General features: G+C 58.6%; 14 protein-coding genes and 1 tRNA gene. 8 read left to right on the top strand and 7 right to left on the bottom strand.

Annotated elements, in window-relative coordinates:
• Nucleotides 1–34: 34 nt before the first annotated feature.
• Complete coding sequence (locus tag CKALI_RS04335; protein WP_156192132.1) at nucleotides 35–559, bottom strand: YceI family protein; 525 nt, start codon at nucleotides 557–559, stop codon at nucleotides 35–37.
• 278 nt (nucleotides 560–837) lie between these two features.
• Here CKALI_RS04335 and CKALI_RS04340 point away from each other — a divergent pair, with 278 nt between their 5' ends.
• Both CKALI_RS04340 and CKALI_RS04345 read left to right on the top strand, forming a co-directional pair.
• On the top strand, nucleotides 838–1,299 hold the full coding sequence (locus CKALI_RS04340; RefSeq protein ID WP_156192133.1) for a MarR family winged helix-turn-helix transcriptional regulator: 462 nt from the start codon (nucleotides 838–840) through the stop codon (nucleotides 1,297–1,299).
• A 103-nt stretch (nucleotides 1,300–1,402) separates the two neighbouring features.
• Nucleotides 1,403–1,660, top strand: coding sequence for a PspC domain-containing protein (locus CKALI_RS04345; RefSeq protein ID WP_156192134.1), 258 nt, complete (start codon nucleotides 1,403–1,405; stop codon nucleotides 1,658–1,660).
• 63 nt (nucleotides 1,661–1,723) lie between these two features.
• Here the strand turns inward: CKALI_RS04345 and CKALI_RS12205 are convergent, their stop codons facing one another.
• The 5 genes from CKALI_RS12205 to CKALI_RS04370 all read right to left on the bottom strand — a co-directional run bounded on the left by CKALI_RS12205 (nucleotide 1,724) and on the right by CKALI_RS04370 (nucleotide 7,325).
• Nucleotides 1,724–3,832: an Ig-like domain-containing protein gene (locus CKALI_RS12205; RefSeq protein ID WP_197079766.1), complete on the bottom strand. Its 2,109-nt coding sequence runs from the start codon at nucleotides 3,830–3,832 to the stop codon at nucleotides 1,724–1,726.
• A gap of 404 nt (nucleotides 3,833–4,236) precedes the next feature.
• Nucleotides 4,237–4,312: transfer RNA gene (locus CKALI_RS04355), tRNA-Arg, on the bottom strand.
• Between the two features lie 78 nt (nucleotides 4,313–4,390).
• Nucleotides 4,391–5,035 carry a LutC/YkgG family protein gene (locus tag CKALI_RS04360; protein WP_156192135.1) on the bottom strand — a complete coding sequence of 215 codons (645 nt, stop codon included), beginning with the start codon at nucleotides 5,033–5,035 and terminating at the stop codon, nucleotides 4,391–4,393.
• On the bottom strand, nucleotides 5,032–6,543 hold the full coding sequence (locus CKALI_RS04365) for a lactate utilization protein B (RefSeq protein ID WP_156192136.1): 1,512 nt from the start codon (nucleotides 6,541–6,543) through the stop codon (nucleotides 5,032–5,034). Before CKALI_RS04365 ends, CKALI_RS04360 begins: the two co-directional genes overlap by 4 nt.
• On the bottom strand, nucleotides 6,540–7,325 hold the full coding sequence (locus CKALI_RS04370; protein ID WP_156192137.1) for a (Fe-S)-binding protein: 786 nt from the start codon (nucleotides 7,323–7,325) through the stop codon (nucleotides 6,540–6,542). Before CKALI_RS04370 ends, CKALI_RS04365 begins: the two co-directional genes overlap by 4 nt.
• A 297-nt stretch (nucleotides 7,326–7,622) precedes the next feature.
• Here CKALI_RS04370 and CKALI_RS04375 point away from each other — a divergent pair, with 297 nt between their 5' ends.
• The 6 genes from CKALI_RS04375 (at nucleotide 7,623) to thrB (ending at nucleotide 15,621) form a co-directional block, all read left to right on the top strand.
• Nucleotides 7,623–9,209: an L-lactate permease gene (locus CKALI_RS04375; RefSeq protein ID WP_156193653.1), complete on the top strand. Its 1,587-nt coding sequence runs from the start codon at nucleotides 7,623–7,625 to the stop codon at nucleotides 9,207–9,209.
• A gap of 72 nt (nucleotides 9,210–9,281) precedes the next feature.
• Entirely contained in the window at nucleotides 9,282–10,934 is a 1,653-nt protein-coding gene (gene argS / locus CKALI_RS04380; RefSeq protein ID WP_156192138.1) for an arginine--tRNA ligase, read from the top strand.
• Nucleotides 10,934–12,268 carry a diaminopimelate decarboxylase gene (lysA, locus tag CKALI_RS04385; RefSeq protein ID WP_156192139.1) on the top strand — a complete coding sequence of 445 codons (1,335 nt, stop codon included), beginning with the start codon at nucleotides 10,934–10,936 and terminating at the stop codon, nucleotides 12,266–12,268. Before argS ends, lysA begins: the two co-directional genes overlap by 1 nt.
• Nucleotides 12,269–12,341: 73 nt before the next feature.
• The gene (locus CKALI_RS04390; RefSeq protein ID WP_156192140.1) at nucleotides 12,342–13,643 is read left to right on the top strand and encodes a homoserine dehydrogenase; all 1,302 of its coding nucleotides are present in this window, start codon (nucleotides 12,342–12,344) and stop codon (nucleotides 13,641–13,643) included.
• Nucleotides 13,644–13,645: 2 nt separating this feature from the next.
• Entirely contained in the window at nucleotides 13,646–14,716 is a 1,071-nt protein-coding gene (thrC, locus tag CKALI_RS04395) for a threonine synthase (protein ID WP_156192141.1), read from the top strand.
• Nucleotides 14,716–15,621, top strand: a complete 906-nt coding sequence (gene thrB / locus CKALI_RS04400) for a homoserine kinase (protein WP_156192142.1) — start codon at nucleotides 14,716–14,718, stop codon at nucleotides 15,619–15,621. Before thrC ends, thrB begins: the two co-directional genes overlap by 1 nt.
• On the opposite strand, the gene CKALI_RS04405 is transcribed toward thrB, so the two are convergent.
• A complete protein-coding gene (locus tag CKALI_RS04405) occupies nucleotides 15,618–17,336 on the bottom strand; it encodes a long-chain fatty-acid--CoA ligase (RefSeq protein WP_156192143.1) in 1,719 nt (572 codons plus the stop codon). The genes thrB and CKALI_RS04405 overlap by 4 nt on opposite strands.
• Between the last annotated feature and the right edge of the window lie 139 nt (nucleotides 17,337–17,475).

Raw genomic sequence — 17,475 nt, forward strand, 5'->3', positions numbered from 1 at the left:
TCTCCCACACCGGGTAATGGAGAATTCTGAAGGTTTAGCCCTGACGGATGGCAGAACCCTCGATCTCGATGTTGATGTCCTCGGAGAGCATAACGCCACCGGTGTTCAGTGGGGCGTTGAAGTCAATGTTGAAGTCCTTGCGGTTGATCTTCGTGGTTGCTTCGAAGCCCAGGCGGGTCTGGTTGTAAGGATCTACAGCGATGCCTGCGATCTCGACCTTCAGGGTGACTGGCTTGGTGATGCCCTTGATGGTCAGGTCGCCGGTCACGGTGCCTTCGGTGCCATCGATGTTGAAGTCGGTAGCGGTGAAGGTCATCTCTGGGAACTGCTCAACATTGAAGAAGTCCTCGCCACGAACGTGTGCATCACGATCAGCGCTGTTGGTGTTGATGGAGGCCGTCTTGATGGTGGCAGTTGCGGAGTTGTTCTCGCCGTAGGTGAGAGCAGCCTCGAAGTCGGTGAACTCACCACGAACCTTGGTGACCATTGCGTGACGCAGCCAGAAGCCGATACGAGAGTGGGAAGGGTCGAGGGTGTAGGTGCCATTGAAGTCAGACATGGGATATCTCCTAATAGTTTTTTGGTGGACGCTTTGTCCGTGGTACCCACTGTACGCACAGTTCTGTGACGTGTCAACAAATGGGGCAAACTTTTTTAGCTAGGTATCCTGGCCTGCGTGAATGTCCTTGAAAAAAGAGTGATGAAATGTCACAATGGTTTGGTTATCGCTCGTATTTCACTTATGCTTTCGAGTAATTCAGGAAAACACTCTTAATAGGAGTGCACGGCGGCTAAGAGAAGTTTTGGCTGACAACCCACAAGGCAGGTTTAAGAGTTATGGCATCGAGCCCACGGTGGCTAAATGATGAAGAGCAGGCGTTGTGGCGTCTTATTCTTGGTGGTATCCGCCACCTGGAGCGCGGAATGGAGGACGTCCTCCAATCTGAATCCGGCATCGGTGCCAGCGAGTTCTCCGTGCTGGTAGTGCTCTCCGAGGCGGAGAACCGCTCGCTACGCCTTCGCGATTTGTGTCAGGTTCTGGAGTGGGATCGCAGCCGTGCCTCTCACCAGATCACCCGCATGGAGCGCCGTGGTCTCGTTGTAAAGGAAAAGTGCCCCGAAGACGCTCGCGGCGTTTTTGTCACTCTTACCAATGATGGTCTGGCGCGTCTAGAAGGCGCTGCTCCAGGCCACGTCGAGTCTGTTCGTCGAATGGTATTTGATCACCTGACGCCAGAAGAATCCGAACTGCTACGCGTGTTTTTCGCCAAACTGATCGATACCGACCCGCAGGGCTAAAAGTTCAGGGTCAAAGTCAGGGTAAAGCCCGATGCCGCCCCGCTCGAATTCCGGAACAATGGAGTTTGAAAGCAGCAGATACGAGACAGAAAGGGCGGCAATCATGACCACTCCACAAGGTAACTTCGATCCTTCCAACCAGAACGACTTCTCCAAGCTCGACGGCACGATCCCATTCCTCAGCCGCAAGCTGAACCGCAGCAAGACTAATTCGATGCTCTTTGGCGTGCTAGGCGGCATCGCAGAGACCTATGGCATCGATGCAACCCTGCTCCGCTTGGTCTTCGTTCTCTCCGTTTTCTTCTTCCCAGCAATGGCGCTGTTGTACGCTGCAGCGGCAGTGCTGATGTGGAACACCTAGTTCCCCAATACGACAAGAGCCCCTCAACCGTTTCTGGTTGAGGGGCACTTTGCTTATTTGCGCTTATTCGAAGCGACGGGAGCGGATCAAGAGGCCAACGCCAATCGCTGCCAAGATAGTGCCAAGTCCGAGCGCAATCTCGGGGTTAGCGCCAGTATTGGCAAGTACGCGGTTAACGCGAGACTGCGGGCTTTGCTTCTGTGGCTGCTGCGACGCAGGAGGGTTACTCACACCCAGCACAGCGTCGCCACGATCAGCAACAGGTGGAGTCTGGGAATCGCCGCCGGTTTGTGGTCCAGGAACCACTGGATTAGGTGGGGTTGGGTTACCACCATCGCTGGAGCCAGAGCTACCTGGAATCGGGATCGGGATCGGAATGATAGGAATTCCGCGATCGGGAGTTTTCGTCGGAGTAGGGGAAGGAGTCTCCGACGGTGTTGGGGATGGTGTCACGGACGTCGTTGGGGTCGGTGTGGCCGTCGGCGTCTTGGACGGTGTGACGGTCGGCGTGGATGTCGGCGTCGGGGTCACGGAAGACGTCGGTGTCGGCGTGGCAGACGTCGTTGGGGTCGGTGTGACGGTCGGCGTGGACGTAGGCGTCTTAGTCGGTGTCGGCGTGGCAGTCGTCGTTGGGGTTGGCGTGGACGTCGGCGTCTTAGTCGGGGTCGGGGTGGCAGACGTCGTTGGCGTCGGGGTGGCAGTTGACGTTGGGGTCGGCGTCACGGTCGGCGTCGGCGTCGGCGTGGCAGATGTCGTTGGGGTCGGCGTCGGGGTCTTGGTCGGAGTGACCACCGGGATGGGCGTGATTTCGTTGGTTAGCTTTACGACGGCATTGGTCTGTGCAGCGATCGTGAGCGTCGCGGTCTTTCCATCGTCCGAGATCACGATGTTGCCGTCGCCTTCGTCAATCGTGGAGAATTTTGGAGTGGAGAAGGTGAATCCGTCGATCTCGGGAAGATTGATTTCCGTCAGGGTGACCTTGGTATTTACCGGCAGCTCGATACCGCCATTGGTGACTTCGCCTGGGATGACTTCGTAGGTTTTGACCTCGTCGAAGGCGTCGTTAGGGGAGTCGATAGTGGCTTGGACGGTGAAGGTGGTGCCTACCGGCAAGCTAGCAGAGGAGTCGGACATGACCTTCTGAATGTCGAAGGAAGCACGTGGCACACCGTCAATGGTGCCTGTACCTTCGCCCTTGCGAATGACCGTGCTAGTGAGTTCCTGGCCATTGACCGTGGCAGTGTTGGTGAACTGTGCTTGGTTTGGAGCTGGCTTTCCGTCCGTGGTTTCGGTGCGGTAGAACAGCACGTAAGTCTTGTTTTCGTCCCAACCACCGGCTGGTGCAGCAACGGTGATGTTGGCCGCTGTGCGGGAGTCATTGACGTAAAGACTCCCGATCGGAAGGATGTTCTCTCCAGCTGGGTGCCACGGGTCAGCTTGGAACTCCTCGGTGGTCATTTGGTAGAAGGTGAAGTTGTTCGGATCGTCTACGTAGACGTGACCTGCACCAAGCTCATCGTAAATCTCCAGCGGAGCTTCGCCGAGCTCAGCGATGTCTGATCCCGCGATGAGTACTGGCCATACGAAAGTGGAGTAATTGTTCTCGGACCAGCCCCACTTCTGAGAATCCTCGATAGCTGGGGTCTCGGGGCCGATGATGCCGTCTTCCGGGAGTTCAATAATGACAACCTCGCCGTCGAGGACGATCTCGACAGTGGTGTCTCCAGGTTCGGTCACTTTACGGGCCTGGACCTGCACCGAGACAGTGCCTTGGACGTTGTCCATGTTCGCAAAGGCATCGTTTAGCGTGCATACCATGTTGCGGGAGGCGGTAGAAACAGTGCAGCTTCCGCCGACAGTGTTTTCTGAGTTAACCAGCGGGAAAGTGAAATCGTTTGGTGGAGCGATCTCTTCAGGAAAATCTACCTGGAAAGATTCGCCACCGACGATGCCTTCTGGGGCAGACCAATCGATGTTGATCCTAGCTGTATCCCATTGTTCCAGCGTTCCGTCAGTGGTGATCAACTCGGGGTTGCCGAGTTCGATATCGCCGACGGCGGCTTGTGCGGATGGGTTAAAACTCGCAAAACCAAGAACGACGAGGGCACACACTGCAAGCAGCGCGATAGCGCGCCTCGCCGTGTCAGAAAAATAACTCCTAATGGCGGACATTCAGTTATTCCTTATCGATTCGTTTGTGCCAGTACCCGGAGAAGTACGGCGTGGTAGGTCTAAGACGCATCTTTGTGTTCGTTGGGCAATTCAATAAATTAACCCAATAAACATCTCAGCTGTCGCTTACCGTATCAAGGAAAACTTAAGGTTTATTACGCTAATCATGGTTTTGAGATGGTTTTGTTATGGATAGGCACAGTTTGGGGGTGCTCTACTAAACTGCGCATACGCTGTGAAAATGAATCCATTTGTTCAATAGTTCGGCACTGAGCGTCGAGACCTTACATAAGTGCAGGCTAAGAAGCTGGGCCAGGATAGATGAGCGTGTCGCGGTGTGGTCCACGCGAGTTTGCCTCAAACAACAGAAAACCCGTCCTGGATAAATATCCAAGACGGGTAAGTGGTGCCCTCGAGAGGATTCGAACCTCCGACCTTTGGTACCGGAAACCAGCGCTCTATCCCCTGAGCTACGAGGGCAACTCGCACGTAGCGATGGATAGAACTTTAACACCATCGCCCACCGCGATGAAATCGCCCTCCGCTAAAGAAGCGGGGCTACTCGGCTAGCACGACGATCAGCGTCCGTGGCCCGTGAACTCCCTCCACACGAGACAATTCGATGTCTGAGGTGGCGGAAGGCCCGGAGATCATGGTGGTGGGTACGGATGGGTCCAGGCGTGCCACCATTTCGGGGACTGAGTAGACCACGGAATCCCTGCGCACGATGCACACGTGTACATCTGGCACGAGCGTGAGCGCGCGACGTCCGCATGCCTCTCCAGCCTGCAGACAGATGGTGCCAGTTTGGGCGGAGGTCACGTGGGAGTCCGTCACTACGGCATCTATGTCTCCCAGCGAGCGGGGATCGCTGGCGACGTCGTCTGCAGAAGTAGTGCCGTCAAAGGCGTCGAAAAGCTCAGCTTGAAGACCTGGGGCATGCACCACGGTTCGTGCGCCTCGGGAGGACAGAATCTCAGCGAGGGTCTGGCCGATCTCGGAAGCTGGGCAGCGACGAACCTCGGCTTTGTAGTCCAGCAGTCGATCTTCGAGAATATCCAGCAGCTCATCGGAAGGCACAGTGAAATCCGTATGGTAGTTGCGTGGCACCGGATGCGGGCCAGCAGGCGTCCCCGCTAGCTCATGGGCCCGGTGGATGCGCTCCAGGATCTCTCGCTTGGCGGCTTCATTTCGCTCACTCATTGCTGTAGCCCCTTTTCTCGCTCGCCCGCCAAGAGCTGCTGGCCGGCTTCGCTATTAAACCACGTACGGAAACTCTGCTTCGGCGGGATCGGGGTGTCGCGAACCGACGTCCATCCGCCGAGAAAGCCGGGCAGCCAGGTGATCGCACCCTTTGTGCCACCGAGCACGCGCCCCATGAAGATCAGTCGCGCAATAACTTGCCACAGCTGCGCGTGACCAAACGCTGCGCCAACGCCTGCGAAGATAGCGCCTTCCGCAGGTGGCTTGGACGTTTCAATTTTTTTGTGGCGAAGCTCGAGCAGTACATCGGTGATCGGAATTTTGACCGGGCAGACCTCGTTGCATCGACCACACAACGTAGACGCGTAAGCCAGGGACGCGTTCGGATCATGATGGTCAGCGAAGCCGGTGAGCTGTGGCGTCAGGATTGCGCCAATGGGGCCCGGGTAAGTGGAGCCGTAGGCATGGCCGCCGGCTCGTTCATAGACCGGGCAGACGTTGAGGCAGGCAGAGCAGCGGATGCACTTGAGGGCTTCGCGGCCAATGGCGTCGGAAAGCACGGCGGTGCGACCGTTGTCCACCAGCACCACGTGGAAGTTCTGCGGGCCGTCGCCAGGAGTGATGCCCGACCACGTGGACACATATGGCGCTTGGCGCTCGCCCGTGGAGGAACGGGGCAGTAGCTGGAGAAAGACCTCCAGGTCCTGGTAGGTGGGCAACAGCTTCTCGATGCCCATGACGGAAATCAGGGTCTCGGGAAGGGTGAGGCACATGCGGCCGTTGCCTTCAGATTCCATGATGGTGATGGTGCCCGTCTCGGCGATGCCGAAGTTCGCGCCTGAGATGGCGACCTTGGCCTGCATGAACTGTTCGCGCAGAAAGGAACGGGAAGCTTCGGCGAGATCGGCCGGGTTGTTGGTGAGTGACTCGTCGGTGCCCGGCATCTCGCGGACAAAGATTTCCCGCACCTCTGAGCGGTTACGGTGGATCGCCGGAACCAGGATGTGGGAGGGGCGATCGCCACCCAGCTGCACAATGAGTTCAGCTAGGTCCGTCTCGCGGGCTTCGATGCCCGCTTCGTGAAGCTGCTCATTGAGCGCAATTTCCTGGGTGGCCATCGACTTGATCTTGACCACGTTTTTCTCGCCTGTGGCTTTCACCAGTTCAGTGACGATCTCGCCAGCTTCCTTGGCATCACGTGCCCAGTGCACGTGTCCGCCCCGCGCGGTGACGGCCGCTTCAAACTGTTCCAGTAGTTCGGGTAGGCGAGCGAGGACATCACGTTTAATGTTGGAGCCTGCTTCGCGCAGGGCTTGCCAATCGTCCAGCTCATCGACGACATGCTGTCGCTTCCCACGAATCGTCGTTGTCGCGTGATGGAGGTTCTTACGTTGGGTTTCGTTTCGTAGGCCGTCATGCGCAGCGGCGGTAAACGCTTGCTCACCGTGAAGGAGGCTGATGTCCGAAGCGTGTGGGGGCAATACTGGAGTTCCGAGGCTGACTTTCACAGCATGGCCTCCTTGCCATAGACCGCGGCAGTGGGGGACCAAGGGTTTTCCTTGGTAGATGCCAGGATTTCTGCGAGATGCAGTACGCGCACGCCCGTCTTTTGTCGGGCGAGTCCGCCTCCGATATTCATCAAGCATGAGGCATCACCTGCGGTGACATACTCGGCGGGGGTTTCGAGGACGTGGCGCACCTTGTCCTGCATCATGGCGGCGGAGACTTCGGCGTTCTTGAGAGAGAAGGTGCCACCGAAGCCGCAGCATTCTTCGGCATTCGGCAATGGAATGAGCTCGAGGCCTTCAACTCCACGCAGGAGCTGCAGCGGACGATCGCCTACTTCGATGAAACGCAGTGAGTGGCACGAAGCATGGTAGGTGACTTTGTGTGGGAAGTAGGCTCCCAGCTGGTCAACCTGCGCGACATCGATGAGGAATTCGGAAAGATCGTAGGTCTTAGCTGCTGCAGTGCGGGCGCCATCTACCAGGGCGGCATCGCCGTAACGAGATGCGACGTGCTCATGCTGTTCGCGGACAGCCCCGGTGCAGGAACCGGAAGGGCAGACTACGTAGTCGATCGACGGATCTGCAAAGGCATCAACATAGTTCTTGATCTGCGGGATCGCTTCCCGCTGGTATCCGGTGTTGACGTGCATCTGGCCGCAGCAGGTCTGCTCGGGTGGAAACACGACGTCGTATCCCAAGCGGGAGAGGATGACGGCTGTTGCCTTCACTGCGTCCGGAAACATGACATCACCGATGCATGTGGAAAAGAGTGCTATTCGCATGAGTTTCCTTAGGTGAAATCGGACTTAATCAAAAATCCGAAGCAAGGGGCGATGGGGATCACATCTCACTTCGCACTGTCACCCAGGCTACGCGAATATAACTCGGTTTTCCTTGTCTGAATCGAGAAAGAAAGATCACATAGATTTGATTTGCATTGGTCCAGGGTGGGCAATGCATAGTGGAGGAAACCTGATTTTGACATCCTGTCGTCGCTATTGTGTGGGTTAGAGATGTTGCTTTTCGGATGTCAAACACCACATACAATTGTTTGGATTTGGGAAATGTCACAGATTGAAATGTTTGAGCCCGCCCTCAACGCCGTTGCGGGAAGCTTGCCCCTCTCCGCGCTTGCGGGACTTTCACCATTGCTAGCGTTTTTCGTGTGCCTCATGGTTTTCAAGCTAAAGGCCCATACTTCGGCGGCGTTGTCGCTGCTGATAGCTCTACTAGTTGCCATAGCGGGATTCCGGATGCCCGTGGATCTCGCGTTGCTTTCCATGACCGAAGGCATCGTCTTTGGCCTCTTCCCGATCGTTTTCATCATCTGGATGGCGGTGTGGACCTATGACCTCACCGTGCGAGCTCATCGATTCGACGATCTGCGCCAGATCTTTGCCACGCTCGGCCGTGGCGATCAGCGCGTCCAAGCGATGCTCGTCGCCTTTTCCTTCGGCGGTCTGCTCGAAGCATTGGCAGGATTTGGGGCGCCGATTGCGATCGTCACCGCGATGCTGCTGGCCATCGGCCTCAAACCCATCAAAGCAGTGCTGACCACGTTGATCGCCAACACTGCGCCCGTCGCCTTCGGTGCCATGGCCATCCCAGTCACCACCGCCAGCATCCTCTCCGAACGCCCCCTGCACGACGTCGCCGCCACCACAGGCCTCCTCATGGGCATCCTTGCCACAGTGGTGCCCTTTGTTCTGTGCTTTGTGCTCGACGGCGTGCGCGGATTCAAACACATCTGGCCGATCGCCCTCATCTTGGGACTCACCTTCGGCGGCGGCCAGTTCATCGCATCCAACTATCTCACCTACGAGCTCACCAACGTTGTCGCGAGCCTCGCCTCGCTCGTAGTTGGTATCGCATTCCTGAAGTTCTGGGCGCCAACCACCCCTGAGGAGCAGCGATCCGAAGTCGCTGGCGGCCCGCTCACCCCGCAGCAGTCGGTTCTGGCGCTGTTTCCTTATCTACTGGTTGTCGTGGTCTTTGGAGTCGCAAAGCTCTGGCGCGTCGGAGTGAACGTACCGGCCCTGCTCGCCAGCACCGACATTAAAATCCCTTGGCCGGGGCTGCATGGCCACATTCATTCCAACGGCACCCTGTTTACTTTTAACTGGTTGTCCGGCCCGGGCACGCTGCTGCTGATCTGCGGGTTGATCACGACGCTGGTGTATGCGCGCGCCGACCGCGCCTTCACCTTCGCTGCCGGAATCCGCGAGCTTATCGACGGCCTCGGTCGCATGAAATTCAGTTTCCTCACCATCGCCTTGGTCATGGGCCTGGCGTACGTGATGAATTACTCCGGCCAAACCACCGCCATCGGCGCCGTCCTTGCGACAACCGGAGCGATCTTCCCACTGCTTTCCCCAATGTTGGGGTGGATCGGAACCGCGGTGACGGGCTCGGCGACCTCGTCCAATGCGCTGTTCGCCACCATGCAGGCCAGCACCGCCGAACACATCGGCGCAGACCCAACGTTGTTGGTCTCTGCCAACGCCGCTGGAGCTGTGACCGGCAAGATGCTCTCGCCACAGACCGTCGCAATCGCAGCCGCAGCAGCGAAAATGGATCACGGCGAAGCGGAAATTATGCGCGCTATCATTGGTTTCTCTCTGGGGCTTCTGGCATTCATGTGCGTAGTGGTCTTTATTCTTGCTTAAATTCTGCGATAACCATGCCTAATCCCTAGGGAATTCTGAGAGCCTCAGGCGAGTGCACTAGGATTATCCACCGTGACTCCTGCAGACCTAAGTACTCTTATCAAGACCACCGCCACAGAAGTTCTCGCCGAAAAAGGCTTGGACACTTCTGTGTTGCCCGACGAGGTTGTGGTTGAGCGACCTCGTAACCCGGAGCACGGTGATTACGCCACGAATCTGGCGCTGCAGATTGCTAAGAAGGTGGGCACTAACCCACGAGAACTTGCCACTTGGTTGGCACAGGCACTGGCGAACAACGACGCCATCGACGTCGCTGATATCGCAGGCCCAGGCTTCCTGAATATCCGCCTCGCGGCGGCCGCACAGGGTGGGATTGTCCAGGCAATCTTGGACGCTGGCGAGAAGTACGGCAGCAATGACGCCTACCAGGGCCTGCGCGTGAATCTCGAGTTTGTCTCGGCTAACCCGACTGGCCCGATTCACCTTGGCGGCACCCGTTGGGCAGCTGTTGGCGACTCCCTTGGTCGCGTCCTGACCGCAAGCGGCGCGAAAGTCACCCGTGAGTACTACTTCAACGACCATGGCGAGCAGATCAACCGCTTTGCGCTCTCGCTGATGGCTGCAGCAAAGGGCGAGCCGACCCCGCAGGATGGCTACGCCGGCGAATACATCAACGACATCGCTGCCGCCGTGGTGAAAGACAACCCTGGCGTACTCGATCAGGACGATGCACAGATGCAGGAAACTTTCCGCGCCCAGGGCGTGGAAATGATGTTCACCCACATTAAGAATTCCCTGCACGAGTTCGGCACCGATTTCGATGTGTACTTCCACGAAAACTCGCTCTTCGAGTCCGGCGCCGTAGACAAAGCCATTGAGGCCCTCAAGTCCAATGGCAACCTTTACGAAAACGAAGGAGCGTGGTGGCTGCGCGCGTCCGAATTCGGTGATGAGAAGGACCGCGTCGTCATCAAGTCTGACGGCAACGCCGCCTACATCGCCGGTGATATCGCTTACGTAGCGGACAAAATCGAGCGGGGCCACGACCTGTGCATTTATATGCTGGGAGCCGATCACCACGGCTACATTGCTCGGTTGAAGGCATCGGCAGCAGCACTGGGGTACAACCCGGCTGCCGTTGAGGTTTTGATCGGTCAAATGGTGAACTTGGTGCGTGACGGCAAGACCGTCAAGATGTCCAAGCGTGCCGGTACCGTCATCACGCTGGATGACCTCGTGGAAATGGTCGGCGTGGATGCCGCTCGTTACTCCATGATTCGCTCGTCTGTGGATTCTTCCTTGGACATCGATATGGACCTGTGGGCGTCGCAAAGCAGCGATAACCCGGTGTACTACGTCCAGTACGGCTACGCCCGCCTGTGCTCCATCGCGCGCAAGGCTGCCGAACTCGGCGTCACCTACGAAGGAGCCGACCTTTCGCTGCTCGAGCACGAGCGTGAAGGCGACCTCATCCGCACCTTGGGTGAGTTCCCGGCGATCGTGAAGACGGCCGCTGAACTCCGCGAACCACACCGCGTCGCACGCTTTGCCGAAGAACTTGCGGGAAGCTTCCACCGTTTCTACGATTCTTGCCAGATCCTGCCAAAGGCGGGGGAGGAGCAGGAAGCAATTCACGGCGCCCGCCTCGCACTTGCAGCGGCGACTCGACAGACCCTGGCCAACGCGCTGACCCTCGTCGGCATTGACGCACCGGAGAAGATGTAATGACCTTCAACGAACTCCCAGCTCACGTATGGCCTCGTACTGCGCGTCGCGAGGAAGACGGCATCGTCACCATTGGTGGCGTAGCTCTGCCGGACCTGGTTGAAGAATATGGCACTCCGCTGTTCGTCGTGGACGAAGACGATTTCCGCTCGCGTTGTCGCGACATGGCCGCCGCTTTCGGCGCCGACCACGTGCATTACGCTTCCAAGGCATTCTTGAATAAGACCATTGCCCGGTGGGTGGACGAAGAAGGCCTAAGTTTGGACGTTGCCTCCGTCAATGAGCTGGGAATCGCACTTGCCGCGGGTTTCCCCGCAGCGCGCATTACCGTGCATGGCAACAACAAATCTGGCGCTTTCCTGACCCAGTGCGTCACCGCAGGCGTGGGCGCCGTTGTGCTCGATAACGCCGCTGAGCTGGAAATGCTCGACCTCATTGCTGCCAAGAACAATATGGTGCAAAAGGTGCTCGTTCGCGTCAAACCCGGAGTAGAAGCACACACCCACGAAATGATTGCCACCGCCCATGAGGACCAGAAGTTCGGTTTCTCCTTGGCCTCCGGCTCCGCATTTGACGCTGCCTCCGCTGCCATCAACGCAGAAAACCTCGAGCTGCTGGGCCTGCACTGCCACGTCGGCTCCCAGGTCTTTGATGCGGACGGCTTCGCCCTGGCCGCAGAGCGCGTGCTTGGCCTGGTTGGTCAGTTGCATGAAAAGTTCGGTCGCGAACTCTTCGATTCCTTCACCGTCCTCGACCTCGGCGGTGGGTACGGCATCGCCTACACCGCTGATGAGCAGCCCCTCAACGTGGCGGAAGTTGCGCATGATCTGATCACCAAGGTCGGCAAATTCGCTGCCAACCTGGGCCTGCCAACGCCGAACGTCATGGTTGAGCCAGGCCGAGCAATCGCCGGGCCGTCTGCCGTGACCGTGTACGAAGTGGGCATGCTCAAGGATGTACACGTCACCGACGAACAGACCCGCCGTTACGTTTCTGTCGATGGTGGCATGAGTGATAATATCCGCCCGGCGCTGTACGGGGCGAAGTACGACGGCCGCGTGGTCAATCGCTTCGTTGACGGCGATCCGACCGCCACCCGCGTGGTCGGCAGCCACTGTGAATCTGGCGACATCCTCATTGACGATGAACTTTATCCATCCGACATCGCCACCGGAGACTTGTTTGCTCTCGCGGCTACCGGCGCATACTGCTACGCCATGTCCTCTCGGTACAACCAGTTCGGACGCCCCGCGGTGGTTTCGGTCCGAGGCGGACGCTCGAAGCTGATGTTGCGCCGCGAAACCTTGGCGGACATCCTCGCTCTAGAGGGGTAGCCTTGGTGGAGTTGCGAATAATCTGCAATAATATGGAAATTATTCACACTTCTTAATTGCTAGAGGAGATCCAATGAGTGACAAGTCACAGCAGGACCATCGTTCGGTCGGTGTGGCCGTTTTGGGCCACGGCACCGTCGGCAGCGAAGTGCTCCGACTCATCGGCGAATACTCTGAGGATCTGACTCACCGCATCGGAGGCACCCTTGACATCAAGGGCGTTGCCGTTTCCGATCTTGAAAAGCACAAAGATTCCCCAGCTGCGCACCTGATGACCACCGACGCCATGTCCCTCATCGAGCGCGATGACGTGGATATCGTTGTCGAGGTCATCGGTGGCATCGACTACCCGCGCCAGCTCGTGCTCGCCGCTCTTAACGCCGGCAAGTCTGTGATCACCGCGAACAAAGCGCTGGTCGCCGCCCACTCCGCAGAGCTTGACGACGCCGCAGACCGCGCCGGCGTGGACCTCTACTACGAGGCAGCAGTTGCTGCGGCCATCCCGGTCATCGGCCCGCTGCGCCGTTCGCTCGCCGGCGACCGCGTGGTCGCGGTCAAGGGCATCGTGAACGGCACCACGAACTTCATCTTGGATGCCATGGACTCCACTGGTGCTTCTTACGATGACATGCTGGCCGAGGCAACTCGCCTGGGCTACGCCGAGGCCGACCCAACCGCTGACGTCGAAGGCCACGATGCTGCTTCCAAGGCAGCCATCCTCGCATCGTTGGCCTTCCACACCCGGGTGACCGCGGATGATGTCTACTGTGAGGGCATTTCCAAGATCACTGCCGATGACATCAACGCTGCCAAGAAGGCTGGCCAGACGATTAAGTTGCTGGCCATTTGTGAGCGCAATGGAGACAAGGTCAGCGCCCGCGTGCACCCAACCTTGATCCCGCGTGAACATCCGCTGGCTTCGGTATCTCAGTCGTTCAACGCCATCTTCGTCGAAGCTGAAGCTGCTGGTCGCCTGATGTTCTACGGCAATGGCGCTGGTGGCGCTCCGACCGCTTCCGCTGTCCTCGGTGACCTGGTGGGCGCCGCCCGCAACAAGGTGCACGGTGGCCGCGCCCCAGGCGCTTCCACCTACGCAAACTTGGAGATCGCAGACTTCGGCGAGGTCGAAACCCGTTACCACGTGGACATGGATGTCGATGATCAGCTCGGTGTGCTGGCGCGCATCGCAGACCAGTTCTCAGGCGCTGGTATTTCCCTGCGCACGGTGCGCCAGGAGGAAAAGGGCGACAATGCACGCCTGATCGTGGTCACGCACCACGCCCCTGAGCGCGACCTTGCGGGGGTAGTAGAAAAGTTGAAGGCCATGGACGAAGTAAAGTCTGTAAACAGCGTAATCCGACTGGAGAGTGAGTAAGAATGAACGCAATTCACCGTGGCTGGCAGGGCCTGATCGACGAATACCGTGAGTACATGCCATTTGGCGACGACGTCAAGTCCGTCACTCTGCTCGAAGGTGCCACCCCGCTGATCAAGGCCAACTACCTCTCCGAGCTCACCGGGTGCGAGGTCTACCTCAAGGTCGAGGGCGCAAACCCAACCGGTTCCTTCAAGGACCGCGGCATGACCGTTGCTGTCACCGATGCCGTGCACCAGGGCAAGAAGGTCTTGATGTGTGCCTCCACCGGCAACACTTCTGCTTCTGCCGCTGCCTTTGCTGCTCGTGCCGGCATCAAGTGCTGTGTGCTCATCCCAGAAGGCAAGATTGCCATGGGCAAGCTCGCCCAGGCCGTGATGTACGGCGCTGACATCATCCAGGTCAAGGGCAACTTCGACGATTGCCTCGAACTGGTTCAAAAGACGTGCGCCGAGTACCCGGAGATTGCCCTGGTCAACTCCGTCAACCCAATGCGTATCGAGGGCCAGAAGACCGCGTCCTTCGAAATCATCGATGTCCTGGGCGATGCGCCAGACATCCACGCACTTCCTGTTGGCAACGCCGGCAACATCACGGCGTACTGGAAGGGTTACAAGGAATTCCAGGCTGCCGGTAAGTCCACCAAGCTGCCACGCATGCTGGGCACCCAGGCTGCAGGTGCTGCGCCGCTGGTCAATGGTGCGCCAGTACTGGAACCAGAGACCATCGCTACCGCGATCCGCATTGGTAACCCAGCTTCCTGGAACGGCGCAATGAACGCGAAGGAAGAGTCTAACGGTCGCTTCCACGCTGCCACCGATGAGAAGATTCTCGAGGCATACCGCCTGATCGCTGCGAAGGAAGGCGTATTCGTGGAGCCTGCTTCCGCAGCCTCCGTCGCGGGCGTACTGGCTGCTCACGAGGATGGCTGGCTTGAGCCTGGTCAGACCGTTGTCTGCACCGTCACCGGCAATGGCCTGAAGGACCCAGACACCGCGCTGCTCTCCATGTCTGAGCCGCACCCGATCGAGGTCGATCCAGCTGCAGTTGTTGAGGCACTGGGACTGAAGTAATGCGCGAGCTTCCGATTGGCACCTCGGCAAGTATCCGGGTGCCTGCATCGTCGGCGAACCTTGGCCCAGGCTTTGACACCCTCGGCCTTGCCTTGGGGCTCTACGACGACCTCACCGCCGAAGTCATCGACTCTGGCCTTGAGCTGACGATCGAAGGCGAGGGCGCCGAGGTACTTCCCCGCACGGAAAAGCACCTGGTCATTCGAGCAATCCACCTCGGCCTGGCCGAAGCTGGCGTCTCTGCTCCCGGGCTTCGAGTGCACTGTGTGAACCGAATCCCGCAATCGCGTGGTCTCGGTTCCTCTGCCTCGGCTGCCGTCGGCGGTGTCGCACTCGCCAACGCCTTGGCCGGTCGCGTGCTCAGCGACGAACAAATGGTACACCTGTCAGCGACGTTCGAAGGCCACCCGGACAATTCTTCCGCCTCCGTACTCGGTGGCGTGGTGGTGTCCTGGACGGAAAGCACCGACGGTGAGACTGAGTTCAAAGCCGTGTCGCTGGCCCCACACCCAAGCTTGCGGGCGACTGCGTTGGTGCCGTCGGTCCATGCCTCCACCAATGAGGTGCGCAAACTGCTGCCCGCATCGGTACCGCATATCGACGCCCGGTTCAATGTTTCCCGTGCCGCGCTGTTTACGTATGCCGTACAGCACGATCCGAGCCTGCTCATGGAAGCGACCAAGGACCGTCTTCATCAGACGTACCGTGCGACGGCGCTACCGGTGACCACTGAATGGGTCGAACGCATGAGGGAAGCTGGGCTGGCTGCCTTCGTCTCCGGCGCGGGGCCAACGGCGCTTGCGCTGCACACGGATGAATTCCCGGCATCGCTTCGCGCGGACGCTGTGGCCGCCGGACTGCGGGTGCTCGATCTGCCGATCGTGGCTGGCGTCGAGTACTCCTAAGCCTTCTTGCCTTCGCCTGGTCCCACCAGCTTGATGACGTGGAAGTGGCCGTCGGCAAGGTGGCTGCGAAGGTCCTTTTTATCGAACTTGTTCACTGAGGTCTTGTCGATCGAATCAACGAACGCCCAGTATTCAGGCAGCATCCAACGGGGTAGCTTTTCACGCAGCGAATCACGGAGTCGCTCGGCGGTTGCCTTGTTGCGCTCAATTCCCTCATGAAGAACGGTGACGGCCAGCGGTCGTTCACCCCACTTGTCATCGGGGAAGCCGATCACGGCGGACTCGACCACATCGGGGTGCTCCATAACCAAGTTCTCGAGCTGAACTGAGTAAATCCACTCGCCGCCAGAGCGAATGACATCGCGTGCGCGGTCTTCGACAGTCAAGAAACCATCTGCGGTAACCGAGCCAACATCGCCGGTGCGCAACCAACCGTCCTCGGTGAACAGCTCTGCCGCATCCTCCACCTGCTGGTTACGGAACACCGAAGCCGGCCCTTGGCCTTCTTCCGCCGACGAGTGATAGTACCGGCCCGTGACCCAGGGGCCACGCACCTGGATTTCGCCCTGGTTCGTGTCGGACGAGGCCATAACCTGGCCATCATTGACTACCCGATACTGCACAGACGCTGGAAAGCGACCCTGACTAATGCGGTACTGCCAACGCTGAGCACCCGAAACGCCACGAGGCGGACGGGCCACCGTTGCGACCGTGGAGGTTTCCGTCATACCCCACACGTGGACAATGTCCACGCCGTAGCGTTCCTCCCACAGCTTGATCAACACCGGCGGCACCGGAGAACCGCCGACAAAGATCTCCTGCAAACTCATCCGCTCGGGAGGATTGGACAGATAGTGGACCATCAGCGAAATCCAAATGGTTGGTACGCCGTGGGCCACGCGTGGGTGGGTCTTGGCGATGATCTCCGCCAAGCCAGCCGACGAGGTTTCCGCACCAGGGAAGACGAGGGGAGTGCCCGACATGAACGCGGCCATGGGCACGCCCCAGGACAAGACGTGATAAATCGGAATGCAGCACAGGAAAGGATCGCCATGCGAAATGCCCATGGAATCTGTGGTGCGCAGGCTCAGCGTCTGCAAGTACAACGAGCGATGAGAATAGGCAACGCCCTTCGGAGCGCCCGTCGTGCCCGTGGAATAACAGATAGCGGCGGCGGTGCGTTCGTCGAGCTCCGGCCAAGGGTAGGCGGTGGGACGGCCGTCGAGAAGCGCCTCCAGCGAATACAACTCGATGTGCTCCGGCAACGAGCCACGATCAAGTGCGGTCAAACCCGTACCCACCACCGCGCGGACCTTCGGGCAGTGTTCGAGGAGCGGCCAGAGAATCGGGGCAAGCCGAGGTTCAACAAAGATCACTTCCATCTCGGAGTGATTGATAATGTGCTGAATTTGGTCGCCCATGAGTTGCTTATTCAGCGGAGTAAACACGGCGCCCTTGCACATCACGGCGAACATCACTTCAAGATGCTCGCTGCGGTTATTCAGCAGTGTTCCCACGCGCTGGTCGCCCGAAATTCCGAGCACATCATCGAGTGCGTGTGCGACCCCGGCTGTCCGTGCGCCGATGGCGGCGAAAGTCTGCTGGGTCGGCCCCTCGTCAGTCCAGGTGGTCACCGTTGTTTCACTGTGTACGGATTCTGCGAAAGTGAGAATTCTAGAAACCAACAGCGGGATGTCCTGCATCGTGCTCAGCATGAGTACTACTCTAGCTGTGAGAAATGCGCCTCGTACTATGAAACGCGGCGACTTAAGCCCCGGTCAATGTGAGCATTTGCGAAAGTATGCGCTACACTTGCCTGTGAACCGACATTGATCCCGCTAGCGCGCACCGATT

Source organism: Corynebacterium kalinowskii (assembly GCF_009734385.1).
Taxonomy (GTDB): Bacteria; Actinomycetota; Actinomycetes; order Mycobacteriales; family Mycobacteriaceae; genus Corynebacterium; species Corynebacterium kalinowskii.